This is a genomic window from Streptomyces sp. NPDC029159 (genome assembly GCF_055564055.1).
In genome coordinates this window covers 103,640-123,019 of the sequence record NZ_JBVHWT010000009.1, presented here as the reverse complement: position 1 = coordinate 123,019, position 19,380 = coordinate 103,640, and the positions used below count along the sequence as shown (strand labels likewise).

Sequence of the window (19,380 nt, the reverse complement as noted above, 5' to 3'; positions counted from 1 at the left end):
ACACCCCCGGGACAGGGAAAATCCCGGGAGAACGGCGTGGTCCACCGCCTCCCGGGATCCGTCCCTCCGCCTTTTACGGGCGGTCAGCCGCCCCTCAGCCCAGTCCGTCGATCCGGGCACCGTCCTTCAGACGGCCCGCCAGCTGCGCATGGCTGCCCGCCGGGACCCGCAGCGCCAGCAGCCGCCCCGCCGCGCCGCCCTGCACCCCGCCGGTCGCCGCGATCGACGTGACCTCCCGGCTGCCGGCCGCCAGCAGCCACCACGCGCCGCCCCCGGACTTCCACAACACCCCGGCCAGCACCCGCGGCGCCCGCGGACCGCACGCCGTACCGCCCTCGGCCGCCGCCGTCACCGCACCCGTCGCATACGGCTGCCCGGACGGCGCCGGCGGCTGGAACACCGACAGCGTCCGGCCGCCCGGACCCCGCCAGGTCTCCGCCCGGGCGCAGAGCCACGCTGCCGTGCCCGAACCGCCCGGCAGCGTCTGCCGTGCGAACGGCCACGCGTTCACCGACTGCACCCCAAGGCCCCGCAGCGCCGGCAGCTGACACGCCGTCCGCGCCCACGCCGTCCGCCCCTCCGGACCGTCCACCGCACCCGGCGCCTGCGGCGTCCCGTACGTCAGCCGCGCCGGGGTCGTCTCGCCCAGATCGGTCAGCAGCGCACCGTCCGTCCGCAGCGCCGGCCAGGAATCGCACCCGCCGGACGGGCCCGGCGACGGCGCCGGAGCGGTCAGCCCCTGCCCGTCCACCGCCAGCCGCTCCCCGGGCGCGTCAGGCTTCAGCAGATCCACCAGCCGTACGGACGACGCCCAAGGCGCCGTCAGGTAGCGGACGTTACGGGCCGTGCGGCCCACCGCCAGCACGGCCGCCGACGCGCCCTGCGCACCGTCCACCCGCGCGAAGTCCAGCGCCGCACCCGCATCCGTCGAACCGTCCGCCGCCTCCGCGTACCGCACCACCCGCTGCCCGTCGTGCAGCAGCACCACCGCCGCATGGTCCACCGTCCCCGCGAACAGCAACTGCGCGGGACCGGCCGCCGGACCCGACGCCGTGCCCGGCGTCGCCCCCACCTTCACCTGCGGCCCCGGCCGCGCCCACACCGCCAGCGCCCGCCGCAGCAACGCCTTGTCACCGACCCGGTCGCCCCGCGCCGGCCAGGCCGCGAAGTCCTCCCGCGCCGCCGACTTCCACGCCGTCGGCGACGACACCGCCAACCGCGCCGGATCCAGCGCCGCCCGCGCCGCCGCGTTCTCCGCGTACGGCGGCGCCGCCGCGCCCTGCGGCCCCCAGCCCTGCCCCGGCAACCCCAGCAGCGCCCCGCACACCACCACCGCGACGCCCGCCGCCAGCAGCGCCCGGCCGTGCTGCCGCCGCCGGATCAGATCCGTCGGCCGGGCCTGCAGCACACACGCGTCGAACTCCGGCGACTCCAGCAGCGACCGGCCCCGCACCGCACCCGGCGCCGCCACCTCCTCCGCCTCCACCGCCGCGACCTCCGGGTCGCGCACCCCGGCGGCCTCCAGCGTCCGGAGCACCTCCGTGGCGGTCAGCCGCTCCAGCTCCCGCAGGACGTACGCGGCCCGCCCCGCCGCCGACAACTGGGCCAACTCCCGCTCCAGCGCCGACTCCGCCACGCCGCCGGACCGCGGCGCCAGCCGCACCCCCCACACCCGCGGCAACGGCCCGGCCCGCCGCCACCGGCCGCCCGCCACCGCCAGCGCCTCCCGCACCACCCGGATCCGCAGCACCGCGTACCCGAGATCGTCCGCCTCCAGAGGGCCGCGCGGGCCGGGCAGCGGCAGGGACTCCGTGGCGGTACGGCGGCGCGGAAGAGCACGCTGCGTGACGGCGTGCGCGGCGCGCACCCGGCGGTCGCGCACGCCACCGTGCGGCAGCACCAGATAGGCCAGCCGCACCAGCCGCGGATAGTGCGTGACCAGCGCTTCCTCGGCTTCTTCGACGTCGAGCGCGTCGAAGCCGTCCGGGGCCCGGCCGGCCGGTTGCTCGGCGACGCGGCCCTCGGGGGCGCTGTCCTGACGGGAGGGTGTCGACTGCTGTTTCACGCTCGGTGAACGAGCGAAAACGAGGCCGGTCACCCGCCGGCCCAAAGGCCGGAACGGGTGACCGGAAGGGGCTGCGGGCCCGGCCGTCAACGGCCGCCCGCCACAGGGGCGTTCAGAGTTCCAGGTCGAACTCGCCGTCCCGGGCGCCCAGCACGAACGCGTCCCACTCCGCCTTGGTGTAGCGCAGGACCACATCCGGCTCGGTGGAGTTACGCATCGCGACCGCACCGCGCTCCAGGAACGCGATCTCCACCGCCTCCTCGGCGTCACCCGGGGCGCGCTGCCAGGTGGCGTCCGAGATGTCGAGGCCGTACAGCCAGACCTTCTCGGCCTCCTTCGCCGCCGCCCTCTCGGCCGCTTCCCGGTCGGCTGCTTCCTGCTCCGCTGCGGCGCTCATGCCGTTGTCCCCTCACTCACGTGATCCTTCCGGCTCAGCGTACGGGGTGACCGGCAGGTCACCGCAGGCTCCAGCGGCGGAACTCGGCCGTCCCGCGCACCCCCGAACCGGAGTTGGCCGCGCACTGGTGCAACCCCGCATCCTGCGCCGCGGCCGCCCCCGGCACCCGCACCGTGCCCACCTCCCGCCACGTCGCGCCGCCGTCCACCGAACACGACCCGGTGTACGTACCGCCGCCCGCCCCGTCGGCGCCCCGCACCAGCCGCAGCGTCACCGGCGCGGTCAGGCCCGTCAGCCGCTCGTAGGTGTCGAGGGTGCCGTCGCCGGACGCGTCGTAGGAGAGCACCACACCGTTGGCCGGGGTGACGGAGAGGTTGAGGAAACCGCGCGCCCCGGGGGAACCGGGCGCCGCCGCCAGCCCGTTGCGGACGATCAGCCCGGCCCGCGCCCACGGCGCCGTCGCGTCCTGACGCACCACCTCCACCTGCGCCGACCCGCCCGCGGCGAGCGCCCCCGGCCGGTAGACCGCGCCGAACTCCGCGGTGGCCCGCCACAGATCGGCGCCCCCGCCGTCGATCGCGAACCGCTCCGCCAGCTGACCGAAAACCGCCCCATTGGTGGTGACCGTGGCCAACCCTGCCGCCAGCGGCCCGGCCACCCACAGCGTGCCCTCGCGCACCGCCCGCACCCGCTTCTCGCCGCGCGGCCCGTACGCGGCGGTCAGCGTGTACGGCAGCGCCCGCAGCGGCTCATCGGGCGGGCCCGCCGGTGCCGTGACCTGCCAGCGCGCCCGGCCGGTGGCGCCCGGACCGACGGACGGCAGCGACAGCGGACCCTCCGGCTCGGCCGCCGGGCCGCTCAGCGTGAAGTCCACCCGGCCGGTGGCGCGCAGCCCGTTGACGTTGCGCAGCGCCGCCGTGACCCGCGCCCGCCCGCCCGGCGGCAGCGCCGCGGGCTCCGCCGTCACCGTCAGCGTCCCCTGGTACGGCGCCGCCGCCAGCACGTCACGGACCCGCCGCGCGGTGCGGTACGCATCGGCGTCCGGCCGCTGCGGATGCCGCTCCCGCCGCCGCGCCCACGCCTCCTCCCACGCGTACCAGTCGAACGCCTTCGGCTCCCGCCCCGCCGCCAGCGCATCCCCCCACTCATCCAGATACGCCCGCCACTGCGGCAGATACACCTCACCGATCAGCCCGTGCCAGTCGCGGTTGGCGTAGCGGGCCAGCTTCCCGCCGTCCGCCGTCGGCCGGTCCGCCCAGGAGGTGATCAGCGCCCGCGCCGACCGCTCCAGCCGCGCCGCAAGCGCCGCGTCCCCGGCGGCCGCCGCCCGCGCCTGCGCCAGCCACGGCCCCAGCAGGAAACGCCGGTGCGCGCCGGTGACCTCCTCGCTCAGCTGCATCAGCCGCAGCCACAGCGCCGACAGCGCCCCGAACGCCGCCCCGTCACGGCGCCCGTACGCCTCCTGGAGCTGCCCGATCAGCTGCCAGGAACGGTTGGCGAGCGCCTGCCGGGCCAGGTCGGTCAGATCGTGGCGGTAGGTGTCGGCACCGCGCAGCCCCGGCCGTACGTCCAGCAGCGCGGCGAACGCGGTGTCCACCGCCGCCGGATCGCACGCCGGGGTGTGCGTGGCGTGCGCCGTCCCCGACCGCGCGGCCAGGTCCGGCCGGGCCGCGAACACCGCGTCGTGCGGCCGCCCGTCGGCGCTTGCGATCTCGTACGCGCTGGTGCGCAGCGCGGCGAACGCGGCCCGCGCGGCGGTGTCCCGGCCCCCGTACCGGGCATCGGCCCAGCCGTCGAACCACGCGGCGCGGTCCACCGGCCGCTCGCTCCACGCCAACTCCGCGAAGAGCGCGAACGCCGCCGGATCGCGCTCCGCCGCCTCCGGCATGTACGCCGTCCCGGCCAGCGCGCTGCCCGGCTTGTCCCGCCACACCGTGAACCGCTCCGTCCACCGGTGCGTCTTCGCCCCGATCGTGGTCCGCCCGCCGAAGTTGGGGATCGTCCCGAACGCGTACGGCGTCCCGCGCCAGTCCCGCTCCCGGTCGCCGACGGTGTCCAGATCGCTCAGCCCGTCCACGATCAGCATCCGGTCCCGGTCGACGCCGTCCAGCAGCTCCGGCCGCGGATTCTCCTGCCAGCCGAGGATCACCCACGTCGCTCCCGGGCACGCGGTGTGCAGCGCCCGCTCCACCGCCCGCGCCGCGTCCGCCACCGGTACGTCACCCGCATCGCCGCCCTCGTGCAGCAGATCCATCTTGAAGTGGTCGGCCGGGCCCAGCAGTTCGCGCTGGTGACGGTAGAACGCGGCGGCGACGTCGGCGAACACGCCGGTGCGCGGGTCCAGCCAGTCCGGGCGCCGCAGCCCCGCCCAGACGCCCTGCGGCACGGTGACCGCCCCCGGGTTCCGCGCCGCGAAGTCCACCGGCACGGTGCCGAAGTAGCCCGGCAGCACCGGCCGCATCCCCAGGGCGCGCAGCCGGTCGGTGATCCGCCGCCCCAGCTGCGCCCGCCGGTCGAGCAGCGCCGGATCGATCGGCCCGCCGTAGCCGCTCATGTTCTGCAGCAGCCACCACGGCTGGTGGGTCGGCTGCGGAATCCAGGCCCGCGCCTCGGCGTCGGAGTACCCGAACCCGGTCAGCAGCCGGTGGTAGACCGCCTCTGCACCGGGCGTGACCAGCACCTCGTTCACCCCGTGCAGCGCCAGCAGATCGATCAGCCGCTCCCAGCGCGGCCAGTCGGCGTACGGGGCGGTGTAGCCGTCGTGGGTGTCGTTGAGCGCGAAGCGGTGCGGCAGCGCACAGGACCGCTCGGCGGACCCGTCCGGCGCGGGCAGCCGCTCCGGCAGCGCCAGTTGATCGCCGCCCCAGGACAGCTGGGCCCCGCAGGTGTGGCGCAGATAGTGGTGCACACCGGTCAGCAGCGTCGCCGCGGAGGTCGCCGCCACCTCGATCCGCCCGGCCCGCCCGCCGACCCGGAAACGGTCCCCGGCCCCGTCGCGGACCAGCGGGACGAGCCGGAACTGCGCCGCATGGTGCGGCAGCAGACGGCGCAGCGCCTCGTGCGCCGGACCGGCGCCGAACGGGACGCCCTCGCCGCCCGGGCCCGGCCCCGGGACGGCGGCGCCCCCGCCGAGCGTGGCCCGCACCCCGAGCGCGGCGGCGGAGCCCAGCAGCGTACGACGGGTCGGACGGGTCATGGCGGCCTCCACTGCTCGGCGGTCGTACGGCGACACAACGGGGACGTACAAAAGCGCGGCGCGGGCGGCACTCCCGCCCCGGCACGCTAACGGGCCCCGGACGCCCCTCCAAGGAGGCGGGAGACCGGGAAGCCGGGCCATCGGCGGGATCCGGCCTCGCGGGGGAGGCCCGTTCCGGGGCCGGGCTTCGTGTTCGCCGCGCCGGTCCGGGGCAGCCCTCCGCGTCCGCCGCGCCGCCCCGGGGCCGGGCCTCCCACTCCTGCCGTGCGGCCCGTTCCGGAGTCGGGCCCTCACGTCCGCCCCGGGGCCGGGCCTCCCACGCCCGCCCCGCGACCCGCCCCGGAACCAACCCCTCGCGCCCGGCGGCCCGCACCCGTCCGTCCCGCCCCTCCGGTGACTGTTCCGCGGCCCCTCACCCGTTCGCTCCCTCCGCTTCACGCGCCCGGGAGGCACCCGCGGGGACAGTCGGGGCGGCGGGGCGCACCGCCACCCGGCCGCCGGGTCCGCCCGCGCACCGTTCCGCGGCCCGCCCCGCCCGTCCGTCTCCCGACACCGCTCCGTCCCCGGACCCGTATCCCGCCGGCCGCGTTCCCCCGCGGCCGGTGTCCGTCACCGTTCCGCGGCCCCGCAGCCGGCCGCCGCGGCCTCCCCGGAGGATTCCCCATGCGTACGGTCCCGACCGCCCCCGCCCGCCCCGCACCCGACGCCGCTCCGCAACCCACCTACACCACCGCGCTCGCCGCCACGGACGCGGAGATCCGCGCCGCGCAGCGGCTGCGGCACCGGATATTCGGCCAGGAGCTGGGCGCCACCCTCCACACCGAACTGCCCGGCCACGACACCGACGCCCTCGACGCCCACGCCGACCACCTCGTCACCGTCCACCACCCCACCGGCGAGGTGGTCGGCACCTACCGGCTGCTGCCGCCCGGCCGCACCCGGCGGCTCTACTCCGACGGCGAGTTCGACCTCACCGCCCTGGACGCGCTGCGCCCCGCGCTGATCGAGGCGGGCCGCAGCTGCGTCCACCCCGACCACCGCGGCGGCGCCGTCATCCACCAGATGTGGGCCGCCCTCGCCCGCTACACCCTCCTCTCCGGCCACCGCTACCTCGCCGGCTGCGCCTCCGTCCCGCTCGCCGACGGCGGCACCGCCGCGGCCCATGCCTGGGCCCTGGCCCGCACCCGCCACCCCGCCCCGCCCGGCCTCGACGCCGTCCCGCACCGGCCCTGGCTCCCCGCCGGACCGCTGCCCGAGCGGCCCGCCGCGGCCCAGCTGCCGCCGCTGCTCCGGGGCTATCTGCGGCTCGGCGCCTGGATCGCGGGTCCGCCCGCCCACGACCCGGAGTTCGGCGTCGCCGACTTCTTCGTCGTCCTCGACATGGACCGCCTCGGCGCCCGCTACCGCCGCTACTTCCTCGGGCAGTCATGACCCGCGGCCCCTGGGACGTCGTCCCCGGCTGCGACCGCGACTGCGCCCGCCACGCCCGGCCACCGGTCCCCGCGTACGCCACCGCGCTGCGCGGCGCCGCGTTCGCCGCCACCGTCCGCCGCGCCCTGGCCGACGGCGACCGCCTCGCCGACCCGGCGCGGCTGCGCACCCACGCCCGGGCGCTGCTGTCCGCGCTCGGCGTCCGCCTGGACGGCGCCGGGCCGCTGCGCGCACCGTCCACCGGGCCGGGCACGCTGATCGTCGCCAACCACATCTCCTGGCTCGACATCCCGGCGCTGCTCGCCGTCGACCCGGTGGCGGTGCTCGCCAAGCGCGAGGTCGGTGCCTGGCCGGTGGTCGGCGGCCTCGCCCGCCGCGCCGGTACCCACTTCATCGACCGGACCAGCCCGCGCGGACTCCCGCAGGCGGTCGCCGAGTTGACGCGGATCCTCGCCTCGGGCCGGTCCGTCGCGGTGTTCCCGCAGGCCACCACCTGGTGCACCGCCGACGCGGGCACCTTCCGGCGGGCCACCTTCCAGGCCGCCCTGGACGCCGGCGCCCCCGTCCGCCCGGTGACGCTCACCTACACCCAGGACACCCGCCCCGCCACCGTCGCCGCGTTCTGCGGCCCGGACACCTTCCTCGCCTCGCTCCGCCGCGTCCTGGCCGCCCGCGACCTCGCCGTACGCGTCACCGCCCACCCGCCGCTGCCCCCGGGCCACTGCCACGACCGCCGCGAGCTGGCGGCCCTGGCCTGGGAAGCCGTGTGCGGAATACCCGGCAACGCGCCCGTATATCAAGGCAGTTGAGTCTCCGGGCAGCCGAACGGCCGGGCGCGCACCGTGGTGGTGCCGCGCCCGGCCGTGGCCGTACGGATCAGGTGCTGGGCACGTACTTGTAGCCGACGCGCCGCACCGTGACGATCGACGCCCGGTGGTCGGAGCCGAGCTTCCGCCGCAGCCGGGCGATGTGCACATCGACGGTCCGGCCGTCACCGACGTGCCCGTACCCCCACACCGTCGTCACCAGCTGATCGCGGGTGTGCACCCGGTGCGGATGCGCCACCAGGTGGGCCAGCAGCTCGAATTCGAGGTACGTCAGGTCCAGCGGGCGGCCCAGCACCCGGGCCGTCCGCTGCTCCGGATCGATCCGGACGACCTCGTCGCCGGTCTCCGCGGCGGGCCCGGACGCGGGCTGCGGGGCGGGCTCGCCGGGCGGTCCGGAGGCGGCGGGCGCGGCGTCCGTACGGCGGCCCGCGGCGGCGGCCTGCTCGGCGGGGACGAGGACCAGATAGCCGACCATCGGCGGGCGGCCCGGCAGCACCGGCAGGCTGCTCTGCGGGGCGGGCAGCCACGTGGCGCCCGCGGTCAGCAGCTCGGCGACCGGCGGCACCTCATCGGGTGCCACGGCGCGCAGCCGCTGCCGGGCGAGGTGCGGGGCGGGGGCGGAAGGGTGCGGAGCCGTCGCGGAAGTCGCAGGCAGAGGGCGGATGTTCGTCATGGAATTCAGCTCTTTCGCGCAGAGAAGCGTCAGGGGACGTCGTGCGCGCGGGCAGGGCCGACGACACCGGTCAACGGCGTCGGACTGAGGAGTGCGGGCCCGCGCTCAGTGCGCGTGGCAACACAGACGATCGAAGGCGTGCGCCTGGCGGGACGGCCAGAAGGGCTCAAGGTCGCTGCGACCTGTCGCGCTGTCAAGGAGGCTGGCCATGCCGCACATTCAACCAGACGGCTGTTGATATGTCCTTCACAAGACCGTGGTGTGAGACGGAGTGCCCGTATCGCGGGCACCGTGCCCCCGCCGTACGCCCCGCCCCTGTCCACCACGGCCCCCGTTCCGCGCCGCCACGGCTCCGCCGAACGGGCGCGGGCGGGGCGTACGGAGCGACCGCGGGGGAGCGCGGGGGCGTACGCGAGCCCCCTGGCGGACGGGGCGCGCCGCCGCCCCGGGCCGGTTCGGTGGCGGCGCCCCCGGCCGGGCCCGTCCGACGGCCGCCGCCCGGATGCGCGCGACCCCGGGTGATTCGGGACCCCGCACCGGGTTGCGGCACCCCGGGGAGCGGGGCGCGGCGGGGCAGACTGGCCCCATGACGACCCCGCGCATCGGACTTCTCGGTACCGGCTTCTGGGCGCAGCGCGTCCACGCACCCGCCCTGGCCGCCCACCCCGGAGTGGAGCTGACCGGCGTCTGGGGGCGCCGCCCGGAGGCCGCCGAGGAGCTGGCCCACGCCCACGGCGCCCGCGCCCACACCTCCCCGGACGCGCTCTTCGCCGAGTGCGACGCCGTCGCCCTGGCGCTGCCCCCGGCCGTCCAGGCGCCGCTGGCGACCCGCGCCGCCGAGGCCGGCTGCCACCTCCTCCTCGACAAACCCGTCGCCCTCGACCCGGACGACGCCCGGACCCTGGACGAGGCCGCCACCCGCGCGGGCGTCGCCTCCGTCGTCTTCTTCACCGCCCGCTTCGGCACCCACGAGGCGGAGTGGATCGCCGGCCGGGCCGAGGAGGGCGGCTGGTTCACCGCCCACGCCGACTGGCTCGGCTCGGTCTTCGCCGAGGGCAGCGACAGCCCGTACGCCGCCTCCGCCTGGCGCCGCGAGAAGGGCGCCCTGTGGGACGTCGGCCCGCACGCGCTCTCCGTGCTGCTGCCGGTCCTCGGCGACGCGGTGGACGTCGCCGCCCGCCGCGGCCCCGCCGACACGGTGCTGCTGACGCTCCGCCACCGGGGCGGCGCGGCCAGCTCCGCCACCTTGAGCCTGACCGCGCCCCCGGCCGCGGCGGGCGTCGCCGTCACCCTGCGCGGGGCCGCCGGGGTCGCCGTCCTGCCGCGCCGCCAGGACGGCCCGCTGCCCGCCTACCACCGCGCCGTCGACGCCCTCCTCCTCGCCGCCCGCACCGGCCACCCGCACCCCTGCGACCTCCGCTTCGGCCGCCGCGTCACCGAGATCCTGGCGACGGCGGAGCGGGCCCTCGACTGACCGGGCGCCCGCCCGGTGGCGCATTTCCGCAGGTGCGGGCGGCCTTCGGCCGTAGCGTCGGCGTACCGGCGGACCGGCCGCTCCGGTGGCGGCCACCCGTCCGCCGCACCGCCACCGCGCGAAGGAGCCCACCCGTGAACGCCTCCGAGCCCACCGACGCCCCCTATACGGACGTCGTCCTCGCCGCCCTGCGCCGCGACCCCGCCCGTACGGCGCTGATCGCCGCCGACGGCACGGAGATCACCGCCGGCGAACTGACCGCCACCGTGCACCGGACGGCCGCCGTCCTCGCCGCCCGCGGCATCGGCCGCGGCGCCACCGTCGCCCTGCTCAGCGGCAACGCCCCCGCCGTCCTCGCCGCCCGCTACGCCGTCAACCACCTCGGCGCCCGCGTGGTGCTGCTCTACGACGGGCTGGCCCCCGCGGCCCTCGCCACCCTCGTCGACAGCGTGGACGCCGCCCTGCTGCTCGTCGAACCGGAGCTGGCCGCCACCGGCCGCGCCCTCCTCGGCCACCTGCGCGGCCCCCGGCCCGCCGTCCTCACCCTCGGCCCGGACCCGGACGCACCGCCCCTGGGCGACGACCTCCTGGCCGCCGGCGCCGCGCTGCCGCAGACCCCGGAGGTGCCGGGCGCGGCGCTCCCCGGGGACGACTGGTGCATCCGCCACACCGGCGGAACGACCGGCATCCCCAAGGGGGTCCGGATGGCGCACGCGCCCTACGCCCGGATGCTGACCCGTCCGATGGCCGCCGCCGGGGACCCGCCCCGCTTCCTGGCCGCCACCTCCCTCGCCCACCTCGCGGGCATCTTCACCGACGCGGCGCTGGTGGCCGGCGGCCTCTCCGTCCTGCGGCGCGGCTTCGAGGCGGGCGACGTCCTCGCCTCCGTCGCCCGTCACCGCATCACCCACCTCTGGGTCCTCCCGCCGCTCCTCTACCGCCTCCTCGACCACCCGGACCTGCCCGCCGCCGACCTCTCCTCCCTCACCCGCGTCACCTACGGCGGCAGCCCCGCCTCCCCGTCCCGGATACGGCGCGCCGCCGAGGTGCTGGGGCCCGTGCTCTACGGGGAGTACGGCCAGTCCGAGGCGCTGTCGATCACCGAGGCGCTCCCCGCCGACCTCGACACCGCCGGGCCCGGCGGCCGGCTCACCGTCGGCCGCGCCCGCCCGGGCGTCGAGATCGCCGTACGCGACGGGGACGGCCGCACCCTGGGGCCGGGGGAGCAGGGCGAGATCCACGTCCGGTCGGCGGGCGTGATGACCGGTTACTGGAAGGACCCGGAGCGCTCCGCCGAGGTCCTGGTCGGCGACGGCTGGCTGCGCACCGGCGACATCGGCCTCCTGGACGAGGAGGGGCGGCTGTACCTCGCCGACCGCGCCAAGGACGTGATCATCGTCGTCGGCGGCCATGTCCACCCGCTGGAGATCGAGGACCTGCTGCACACCCACCCGGACGTCGCCCAGTGCGCCGTCTACGGGGTGCGCACCGACGACGGCGAGGAGGTGCACGCCGCGGTGGTCCCGGCGCCGGGCCGTACCGTCGACCCGGAGGAGCTGCGCGCCTTGGTGGTTCACCACAAAGGCGCCATGTACGCGCCGGTGGCGTTCCGGATCCGGGACGCGCTGCCGCTGACGCCCGTCGGCAAGCCCGACAAGGTCCGGCTGCGGGCAGTGGACGGCCCGGCCGCGGAGGGTGTCACCGCACCCTGACCGGAGCCGTCCAGGAGCCGTCATATCGCCGCTGGTCAGGGGCTTTTGTCAGTGGTCGGCCGTAGAATGGGGACCAGTAAGTGAGGGTTCACCCAGCACTCGGAGGTTGCCCGATGGCCCCTGCCACTCTGATGACGAAACCTCTTCCCACCCATCCGCTGCCCAAGAAGCCGCTGCCCGCCGGCTGGCCCCGCGAGCGGTATGAATCCCACAATCGCCGCCTCAAGGCGATGCGTCTGGCGATAGCCCTGCTCGACACCGGCGCCCACTGCCCCGACCAGGCCCCCAACGGTCGTATCCGCGCGGTGGCCGAGGCCATCGGCGTCCACCGTCCGTCCGACACCACCTGCCGTCTGGTGCGCGCCCTGCTCTACGACAACTGCTGACCGAGGGGGCGCGCTCAGGAGAACGGGCCCTCGCGGGCGTCGTGGTGACGCCTGCGAGGGCCCGGTATCCCCCCGATTCCCCCGTCGGACGGTGCAGGCACCGGTGGCGCGGGCCGGCGCGCGGGATGCGTCGCCGGGGCCGTGATGTCCGAGGGCGGCCCGCTGTACGCGCCCCGCGGGGCGGACGCCGCCCGCGTGGCATCGCAGCGCCTGCCGCCCGCGCCACATTCAGCAGCCTGTCACCCCGTCCGCACCGGTCACAACGGCGGAGTGATAGCACCTCAACGCGGTTTGATCGCCCAGGGGTTATCAATTCCGGAGAGAGGGGCCCGGGGCCGGTGCGACCCCGGCCGTGCGGGCCGGGTGGGGCGTGGCACCGCAGGGGAGCGTGACGACAGTCCTAGGGCGCTTCCTCCGCGCCACCCGGGCCCGGGCGCTCCGCCTCCGCCGTATCCGGATCCGGCATCTCCTCCAGCTCCGCCAGTGCCGACGTCAGCCAGGTGATCCAGAACGTCTCCAGCTCGATCCCGGCGCGCATGACCAGCCGCTGGAGCCGCTCGGCGGGGGAGGCGGCGGCCGCGAAGTCACGTTCCTCGATCGCGGTGTACTCCGCCAACTGCCGCCGGTGCAGGACGAGATGGCGGCGCAGCTCGTCGTCGAGTCCGGTGTGTCCCACCACGGCCGCGGCCCGCATCCGCAGCAGCAGGGCGTCCCGGTGCGGTTTGGGGTCCTGGGGCTCGGCCGCCCAGGCGGTCAGCGCGGCGCGGCCGGAGGGCAGGACCTCGAACTCCTTCTTCTGGCCGCGGGCCGGCTGCGCCGCGGGGAGCGCCCGGATCAGTCCGGACGCCTCCAGTTTGCCCAGTTCGCGGTAGATCTGCTGGTGTGTCGCCGACCAGAAGTAGCCGATCGACTTGTCGAACCGCCGTGTCAGCTCCAGCCCCGACGACGGCTTCTCCAGCAGGGCGGTGAGGATGGCGTACGGCAGGGACATGGACGCATCCTAGGCCGGGCCCGCTGCCCGGCCCCGGGGCCGGGCGGCGAGCGGTCCGCGTCCGCCCGAGGCCGGGCGGCCCCGGGCGGACGCGCCCCTCACAGCCTCGCCGCGAGCCGCGTCCCGCCGTCGATCGCCCGCTTGGCGTCGAGTTCGGCCGCCACCTCCGCGCCGCCGATCAGATGGACACGGTGCCCGTCCCCGGCCAGCGCGTCGTACAGCTCGCGCCGCGGCTCCTGGCCGGTGCAGAGCACGACCGTGTCCACCGCGAGCACCTGCCGCTCCCCGCCGACCGTCAGGTGCAGCCCCGCGTCGTCGATGCGGTGGTACGTGGCGCCCGCGACCATCGTCACGCCGCGGTGGCGGAGTTCGGTGCGGTGGATCCAGCCGGTGGTCTTCCCCAGGCCCGCGCCGACCTTGGTGGTGCTGCGCTGGAGCAGATGGACCCGGCGCGGCGGCGCGCTCCGCTCCGGCGCGGTCAGCCCGCCCCGGGCGCCGTAGCCGGTGTCGACGCCCCACTGCCGGAAGAAGACCTCCGGGTCCCGGCTCGCCGGTTCGCCGCCGTCCGTCAGGAACGCCGCGACGTCGAAGCCGATGCCGCCGGCGCCGATGACCGCCACGCGCTCACCGACCGGTGCCCCGTCCCGCAGCACGTCGAGATAGCCGAGCACGTCCGGCCGGTCGGCGCCGGGGATCGGCGGGGTGCGCGGGGTGACGCCGGTGGCCAGCACGATCTCGTCGTACCCGGCGCCCGCCAGCGTCTCGGCGGTGACCTGCGTGCCGAGGCGGACGTCGACGCCCCACCGCTGAAGCGCATGGCGGAAGTAGCGCAGCGTCTCGTCGAACTCCTCCTTGCCGGGGATGCGGCGGGCGATGTCGAGCTGCCCGCCGATCGTCGCGGCGGCGTCGAAGAGCGTGACGGTGTGGCCGCGTTCCGCCGCCGACACCGCGCAGGCCAGCCCGGCGGGACCGGCGCCCACCACGGCGATGCGCTTGCGCCGCCGCGTCGGCGACAGCACCAGCTCCGTCTCGTGGCAGGCCCGCGGATTGACCAGGCAGGAGGTGAGCTTCCCGCCGAAGGTGTGGTCGAGGCATGCCTGGTTGCAGCCGATGCAGGTGTTGATGGCCTCCGGCTCGCCCCGTCCGGCCTTGGCCACGAACTCCGGGTCGGCGAGGAACGGCCGCGCCATGGCGACCATGTCGGCCGCCCCGCCGGACAGCAACTCCTCCGCGACGTCCGGGGTGTTGATGCGGTTCACGGCGACCAGCGGCAGCTTCACCGCCTCGCGCACCCGCCGCGTCACCCAGGAGTACGCACCGCGGGGCACGGAGGTGGCGATGGTCGGGATGCGCGCCTCGTGCCAGCCGATCCCGGTGTTGAGCAGTGTCGCCCCGGCCGCCTCGACCGCCTCGGCCAGCGCGATCACCTCCGGCAGCGTGGAGCCGTCCGGCACCAGGTCGAGCATGGACAGCCGGTAGATGATCAGGAAGTCCGGCCCGGTCCGCTCCCGTACCCGCCGGACGATCTCCACCGGGAACCGCATCCGGTTCTCGTACGTGCCGCCCCACCGGTCGGTGCGCCGGTTGGTGGCGGTCACCAGGAACTCGTTGATCAGATAACCCTCGGAGCCCATGATCTCGACGCCGTCGTACCCGGCGGAGCGGGCCAGTTCCGCGGCGCGGACGAAGTCCTCGACGGTCCGCTCGACCTCGTCGTCGGTCAGCGCGTGCGGGGTGAACGGGCTGATCGGCGCCTGGAGCGCGCTCGGCGCCACCAGGTCCGGGTGGTGCGCGTACCGGCCGAAGTGCAGTAGTTGGAGCGCGATCCGGCCGCCCTCGCGGTGCACCGCGTCGGTGATCTGCCGGTGCTCGGCGGCCTGCTCCTCGGTGGTCAGCGTCGCCCCGCCCTCGTAGGGCCGTCCGGCGTGGTTGGGCGCGAATCCGCCGGTGACGATCAGGCCGACGCCGCCGCGCGCCCGCTCCGCGTAGAACGCGGCCATCCGTGCGAACCCGCCCGGTGCCTCCTCCAGACCGAGGTGCATCGACCCCATCAGCGCACGGTTGGGCAGCGTCACGGAGCCCAGGTCGAGCGGGCTCATCAGATACGGATACGGGCTCGGGCGCATCGGGGCCTCCTGGCGCAGCGGCGGTCGTCAGGGACGTTCTAGGGCACCGGAGCCGGGATGTGCAACAAGTTGCATAAAAGAGTGACCGAGACGACGGCCGGCCGCTCGTTCCGCCCGCGGCGGCGCCCGGCCCTGCCTGCACGCACACCCCGGCGCCCGCGCCCCACCTGCGCGCTCCCGTCCCGGCCACCCGGGTCCGGGCCGCCGTGGGCCGTCTCACAGCGAACTTCCGCTCCCCGCACCCCCAACTCTGTTACCTGTCAGTAGAGTTGCCGCATTCCGAGGGGTGGCCTCCGGCGCGCCCCGCACGGGAGTGACGCCGCGCGCCGCGCTGCCCGCCCGCCCGCACACGGAAGGGACCGCATGAGCACACCGCCCACCACGCTCACGCTCGACCACCTCGTCGACACCGACCGCTACCCCCTCACCGACCCCGACGCCCCCGCCGCCCGCGCCGTCGTCGACCGGGCCCGCCGCGACCTGCGCACCCACGGCTGCACCGTCCTCACGGACTTCCTCCGCCCGCCGCAGCGCGACGCCCTCCGCGAGGAGTGCGCACAGCTCGCACCGCGCGCCCACTTCGCCACCGAGACCGTCAACGTCTACAACATCGCCACCGACACCCCGCTGCCCGACGGCCACCCCGGGCGCCGTACCTTCCGGCGCGGCAACGCCTTCGTCCCCCGCGACCGCATCCCCGCCGACGCGCTCATCAGCCGCCTCCACACCGACCCGGACTTCCAGCGCTTCCTCGCCACCTGCTTCGGCCTGCCCCGGCTGCACCCGCTCGCCGACCCGCTCGCCGGACTCGTCCTCAACGTCGTCGAACCGGGCATGGACCACCCCTGGCACTTCGACACCAACGAGTTCACCGTCAGCATGCTCACCCAGGAAGCCACCGACGGCGGCGACTTCGAATACTGCCCCGGCATCCGCTCCGCCGACGACGAACGCTTCGACGACGTCCGCGCCGTCCTCGACGGCGACGGCGGCCACCTCGTCCACCGCCTCCCGCTGCGCCCCGGCGACCTCCAGCTCTTCCGCGGCCGCTACTCCCTGCACCGGGTCAGCCCGGTCCGCGGCGCCCGCGCCCGCCACTCCGCGATCTTCGCCTACAGCGAGCGCCCCGGCGTCATCGGCTCCGTCGCCCGCACCCGCCAGCTCTTCGGCCGGGTCCTCCCCGCCCATCTCGCCGCCGCCCGCCGCACCGTCCGCGGCGACGCCCTCCTGGACTGACCCAACCCCCGTACGATTCCGGCTCGTTGCCCCGTTACCACGCTGTCCCGTACGTCACCGTCGAATCGAGAGCCGCCATGCCCACACCCGAGGACACCGCACCCGGCACCACCTTCGCCCACGACGACCAGCTCCCGAAGGTGCCGCTGCCCACCCTTGAGGAGAGCTGCGCCCTCTTCCTGGAGTGGTGCCGCCCGCTGCTGACCGACGCCGAACGCGCCGCGACCGAGGCCGAGGTGGCGGCCTTCCGCGCCCCCGAGGGCCCCGGCCCCGTCCTGCACGCCGCCCTCGCCGCCTACGACGCGCTCCCCACCACCCACAGCTGGCTCGACACCTTCTGGCCCTACCGCTACCTCGGCCGCCGCGACCGCATCGCCCTCAACGCCAACTTCTTCTTCCTCTTCCGCGACGAGGAGCCCGCCGGGCCCGGGAGCGACCCGCAACTCGACCGCGCCGCCGGCCTGATCGCCGGCGCCCTCCACCACAAGCGCCTCCTCGACGAGGAGAGCCTGCCGCCCGTCGTCCAGCGCGGCCGCCCGCACTCGATGGACCAGCACCGCTACCTCTTCTCCACCACCCGCATCCCCGGCACCGGCCAGGACACCGTCCGCGCCCCCTACTCCGCCGAGTGGCCCGGCCCCTCCCGCGCCCGCCACATCGTCGTCTTCTTCCACGGCCGGATGTTCCGCCTCGACGTCCTCGCCCCCGACGGCACCCCCTACGGGCTCGACGACCTGCGCGCCGCGCTCGACGCCGTACGCAAGGCGGGCGCCGACCCCGCCGAACCGGGCACCTCCGTCGGCCACCTCACCACCCTGGCCCGCGCCGAATGGGCCGACGCCCGCGCCGACCTGCGCACCGACCCCGGCAACGCCGCCGCCCTCGACACCGTCGAAACCGCCCTCTTCTGCGTCTGCCTGGAGGACTTCGCCCCCGCCGGCACCCAGGAGGCGTGCGACGAGCTGCTGTACGGCGACCGCGGCAACCGCTGGTTCGACAAGGCCGTCTCCTTCGTCGTCTTCGCCGACGGCCGCGCCGGTATCAACATCGAACACTGCGAACTGGACGGCACCACCGTCCTCGCCTTCGTCGACGGCCTCCTCGCCACCACCCCCGAGGACCACGCCCGCCTCGCCGGCGCCCGCACCCAGGGCCCGCCCGAGCCGTCCCCGCTCACCTTCACCACCGACGACGCCACCCGCGCCCGCATCCGCGCCGCCGCCGACGCCTTCACCGCGTACGGCGAGGCCACCGCCACCCGCACCGTCGCCTTCGACGACTTCGGCGCCGACACCGCCAAGGCCCTCGGCGTCTCCCCGGACGCCTTCGTCCAGCTCGCGTACCAACTCGCCCACCGGCGCGCCAAGGGCCACCTCGGCGCCACCTACGAATCGATCGCCACCCGGCAGTGGCGCCGCGGCCGCACCGAGGCGATGCGGGTGGTCACCGAGGAGATCCAGCACTTCGTGGCCACCATGGAGGACCCGGCCGCCGACCCCGCCACCCGCCGCGCCGCCCTCCGCGCCGCCGCCGCGGCCCACGTCTCCCGCGCCAAGGACTGCCAGGCGGGCCGCGCCCCCGAACAGCACCTGTGGGAACTGGAACTGATCCAGCGCCGCCGCGGCCCCGAACTCGGCCTCCCCGACCAGCCCGCCCTCTACCGCTCCCCGGGCTGGCTGACCATGCGCGACGACTACCTCAGCACCAGCTCCGCGCCCTCCACCCACATCCAGTACTTCGGCTTCGGCTCCACCAGCAGCCGCTGCATCGGCGTCGCCTACGTCCTCCTCCCCGACCGCTTCCACCTCTACCTCAGCACCCCGGAGGCGGTCGCCGGCCCCATGCACACCTTCGCGGCGGAACTCCGGGGAGCGGTGGCGGAGCTGCGGGAGCTGCTGGGGGAGGAGGGGTGAGCTAACGGCGCTCGCTCACCTCATTGGCTCTTCGGCGGGCGCCGCATGTCCCGTGCGGCGCCCGTCGGCCCCTACTTCAACAACCGCGACATCCGCCGGTCCGCCAGGATCTTCCCGCCCGTCTGACACGTCGGGCAGTACTGCATCGACCGGTCCCGGTACACGACCTCCCGCACCGTGTCCCCGCACACCGGACACGCCTGACCGGCCCGCCCGTGCACCCGCATCCCGCTCTTCTTCTCCGCCTTCAGCTTCCCCGGCTCCAGCCCGCCCGACCGCGCCACCGCGTCCGTCAGCGTCGTCCCGATCGCCGCGTACAGCAGATCGGTCTCCTCCGCCGTCAACGACGCCGCCGCCTTGAACGGTGACATCCGGGCGACGTGCAGAATCTCGTCCGAGTACGCGTTCCCGATCCCGGCCAGCACGCCCTGATCCCGCAGTACGCCCTTGATCTGCCGCCGCTCACCGCTCAGCAGCGCCGCGAACGCCTCCCGCGTGAACGCCTCGTCCAGCGGATCGGGCCCCAGCCGCGCCACCCCGGGCACCTCCCGCGGATCCCGCACCACGTACACCGCCGCCTGCTTACGGGTCCCCGCCTCCGTCACGTCGAACCCGTCGCCCTCGACCAGCCGCACCCGCAACGCCAACGGCCCCTTCCCCGGCCGCGGCGGCGCCTCCGGCACCTCCTCCCGCCACCGCACCCACCCGGCCCGCCCCAGATGCATCACCAGATGCAGCCCCCCGGCCTCCACATCCAGAAACTTCCCCCACCGCACGACGCCCCCGCACACCTGCTCCTCCAATTCCGTCACGGCAGGCTCGTACGTCTTGAGCACACTGACCGCCACCGGGAACACCCGCCCCACGGTCTTCCCCACGACCCGCCCCCGCAGGTACCGAACAAGCGACTCGACTTCCGGCAATTCGGGCATGGGGTCAGTGTGGCGGATGCG

The 19,380-nt window shown here is 75.9% G+C and carries 14 protein-coding genes; 7 read left to right on the top strand and 7 right to left on the bottom strand.

Annotated features, from left to right (window positions below; genetic code table 11):
- Positions 1-94: 94 nt before the first annotated feature.
- The 3 genes from ACZ4U4_RS19155 to ACZ4U4_RS19145 form a co-directional block, all read right to left on the bottom strand.
- Positions 95-2,065, bottom strand: coding sequence for a hypothetical protein (locus ACZ4U4_RS19155; RefSeq protein ID WP_467875490.1), 1,971 nt, complete (start codon positions 2,063-2,065; stop codon positions 95-97).
- Between the two features lie 112 nt (positions 2,066-2,177).
- The gene (locus tag ACZ4U4_RS19150; RefSeq protein ID WP_467875487.1) at positions 2,178-2,462 is read right to left on the bottom strand and encodes a DUF397 domain-containing protein; all 285 of its coding nucleotides are present in this window, start codon (positions 2,460-2,462) and stop codon (positions 2,178-2,180) included.
- Between the two features lie 58 nt (positions 2,463-2,520).
- The gene (locus tag ACZ4U4_RS19145; RefSeq protein ID WP_467875484.1) at positions 2,521-5,658 is read right to left on the bottom strand and encodes an alpha-N-acetylglucosaminidase; all 3,138 of its coding nucleotides are present in this window, start codon (positions 5,656-5,658) and stop codon (positions 2,521-2,523) included.
- A 663-nt stretch (positions 5,659-6,321) separates the two neighbouring features.
- On the opposite strand from ACZ4U4_RS19145, the gene ACZ4U4_RS19140 reads away from it, so the two are divergent.
- Together ACZ4U4_RS19140 and ACZ4U4_RS19135 are read left to right on the top strand one after the other, a co-directional pair.
- Positions 6,322-7,089 (top strand): GNAT family N-acetyltransferase, encoded by a 768-nt coding sequence (locus ACZ4U4_RS19140; RefSeq protein ID WP_467875481.1) that lies wholly within the window; start codon positions 6,322-6,324, stop codon positions 7,087-7,089.
- The gene (locus tag ACZ4U4_RS19135) at positions 7,086-7,898 is read left to right on the top strand and encodes a lysophospholipid acyltransferase family protein (RefSeq protein WP_467875478.1); all 813 of its coding nucleotides are present in this window, start codon (positions 7,086-7,088) and stop codon (positions 7,896-7,898) included. Before ACZ4U4_RS19140 ends, ACZ4U4_RS19135 begins: the two co-directional genes overlap by 4 nt.
- A 67-nt stretch (positions 7,899-7,965) precedes the next feature.
- Here the strand turns inward: ACZ4U4_RS19135 and ACZ4U4_RS19130 are convergent, their stop codons facing one another.
- On the bottom strand, positions 7,966-8,589 hold the full coding sequence (locus ACZ4U4_RS19130; protein WP_467875476.1) for a winged helix-turn-helix domain-containing protein: 624 nt from the start codon (positions 8,587-8,589) through the stop codon (positions 7,966-7,968).
- 586 nt (positions 8,590-9,175) lie between these two features.
- Between ACZ4U4_RS19130 and ACZ4U4_RS19125 the strand changes: the two genes are divergently transcribed.
- From ACZ4U4_RS19125 to ACZ4U4_RS19115, 3 genes are all read left to right on the top strand, one after another.
- Positions 9,176-10,063, top strand: coding sequence for a Gfo/Idh/MocA family protein (locus tag ACZ4U4_RS19125; RefSeq protein ID WP_467875474.1), 888 nt, complete (start codon positions 9,176-9,178; stop codon positions 10,061-10,063).
- A 134-nt stretch (positions 10,064-10,197) separates the two neighbouring features.
- The gene (locus ACZ4U4_RS19120; protein WP_467875472.1) at positions 10,198-11,775 is read left to right on the top strand and encodes an AMP-binding protein; all 1,578 of its coding nucleotides are present in this window, start codon (positions 10,198-10,200) and stop codon (positions 11,773-11,775) included.
- Positions 11,776-11,888: 113 nt separating this feature from the next.
- A complete protein-coding gene (locus ACZ4U4_RS19115) occupies positions 11,889-12,161 on the top strand; it encodes a hypothetical protein (protein ID WP_467875469.1) in 273 nt (90 codons plus the stop codon).
- 400 nt (positions 12,162-12,561) lie between these two features.
- On the opposite strand, the gene ACZ4U4_RS19110 is transcribed toward ACZ4U4_RS19115, so the two are convergent.
- Together ACZ4U4_RS19110 and ACZ4U4_RS19105 are read right to left on the bottom strand one after the other, a co-directional pair.
- Positions 12,562-13,152, bottom strand: a complete 591-nt coding sequence (locus tag ACZ4U4_RS19110; protein ID WP_467875466.1) for a PadR family transcriptional regulator — start codon at positions 13,150-13,152, stop codon at positions 12,562-12,564.
- Between the two features lie 98 nt (positions 13,153-13,250).
- Positions 13,251-15,278, bottom strand: a complete 2,028-nt coding sequence (locus ACZ4U4_RS19105; protein WP_467875464.1) for an oxidoreductase — start codon at positions 15,276-15,278, stop codon at positions 13,251-13,253.
- A 363-nt stretch (positions 15,279-15,641) separates the two neighbouring features.
- Here ACZ4U4_RS19105 and ACZ4U4_RS19100 point away from each other — a divergent pair, with 363 nt between their 5' ends.
- Both ACZ4U4_RS19100 and ACZ4U4_RS19095 read left to right on the top strand, forming a co-directional pair.
- On the top strand, positions 15,642-16,514 hold the full coding sequence (locus ACZ4U4_RS19100; protein WP_467875461.1) for a HalD/BesD family halogenase: 873 nt from the start codon (positions 15,642-15,644) through the stop codon (positions 16,512-16,514).
- A 77-nt stretch (positions 16,515-16,591) separates the two neighbouring features.
- Positions 16,592-18,427, top strand: a complete 1,836-nt coding sequence (locus ACZ4U4_RS19095) for a choline/carnitine O-acyltransferase (RefSeq protein ID WP_467875458.1) — start codon at positions 16,592-16,594, stop codon at positions 18,425-18,427.
- A gap of 71 nt (positions 18,428-18,498) precedes the next feature.
- Here ACZ4U4_RS19095 and ACZ4U4_RS19090 read toward each other — a convergent pair whose 3' ends face one another.
- Positions 18,499-19,359 carry an Fpg/Nei family DNA glycosylase gene (locus tag ACZ4U4_RS19090; RefSeq protein ID WP_467875455.1) on the bottom strand — a complete coding sequence of 287 codons (861 nt, stop codon included), beginning with the start codon at positions 19,357-19,359 and terminating at the stop codon, positions 18,499-18,501.
- Between the last annotated feature and the right edge of the window lie 21 nt (positions 19,360-19,380).

Bases quoted from the DNA above. Each gene is read 5' to 3' on its own strand.
- ACZ4U4_RS19150 (WP_467875487.1), bottom strand. From the start codon at position 2,462: ATGAGCGCCGCAGCGGAGCAGGAAGCAGCCGACCGGGAAGCGGCCGAG.
- ACZ4U4_RS19145 (WP_467875484.1), bottom strand. From the start codon at position 5,658: ATGACCCGTCCGACCCGTCGTACGCTGCTGGGCTCCGCCGCCGCGCTC.
- ACZ4U4_RS19140 (WP_467875481.1), top strand. From the start codon at position 6,322: ATGCGTACGGTCCCGACCGCCCCCGCCCGCCCCGCACCCGACGCCGCT.
- ACZ4U4_RS19135 (WP_467875478.1), top strand. From the start codon at position 7,086: ATGACCCGCGGCCCCTGGGACGTCGTCCCCGGCTGCGACCGCGACTGC.
- ACZ4U4_RS19130 (WP_467875476.1), bottom strand. From the start codon at position 8,589: ATGACGAACATCCGCCCTCTGCCTGCGACTTCCGCGACGGCTCCGCAC.
- ACZ4U4_RS19125 (WP_467875474.1), top strand. From the start codon at position 9,176: ATGACGACCCCGCGCATCGGACTTCTCGGTACCGGCTTCTGGGCGCAG.
- ACZ4U4_RS19115 (WP_467875469.1), top strand. From the start codon at position 11,889: ATGGCCCCTGCCACTCTGATGACGAAACCTCTTCCCACCCATCCGCTG.
- ACZ4U4_RS19110 (WP_467875466.1), bottom strand. From the start codon at position 13,152: ATGTCCCTGCCGTACGCCATCCTCACCGCCCTGCTGGAGAAGCCGTCG.
- ACZ4U4_RS19105 (WP_467875464.1), bottom strand. From the start codon at position 15,278: ATGCGCCCGAGCCCGTATCCGTATCTGATGAGCCCGCTCGACCTGGGC.
- ACZ4U4_RS19100 (WP_467875461.1), top strand. From the start codon at position 15,642: ATGAGCACACCGCCCACCACGCTCACGCTCGACCACCTCGTCGACACC.
- ACZ4U4_RS19095 (WP_467875458.1), top strand. From the start codon at position 16,592: ATGCCCACACCCGAGGACACCGCACCCGGCACCACCTTCGCCCACGAC.
- ACZ4U4_RS19090 (WP_467875455.1), bottom strand. From the start codon at position 19,359: ATGCCCGAATTGCCGGAAGTCGAGTCGCTTGTTCGGTACCTGCGGGGG.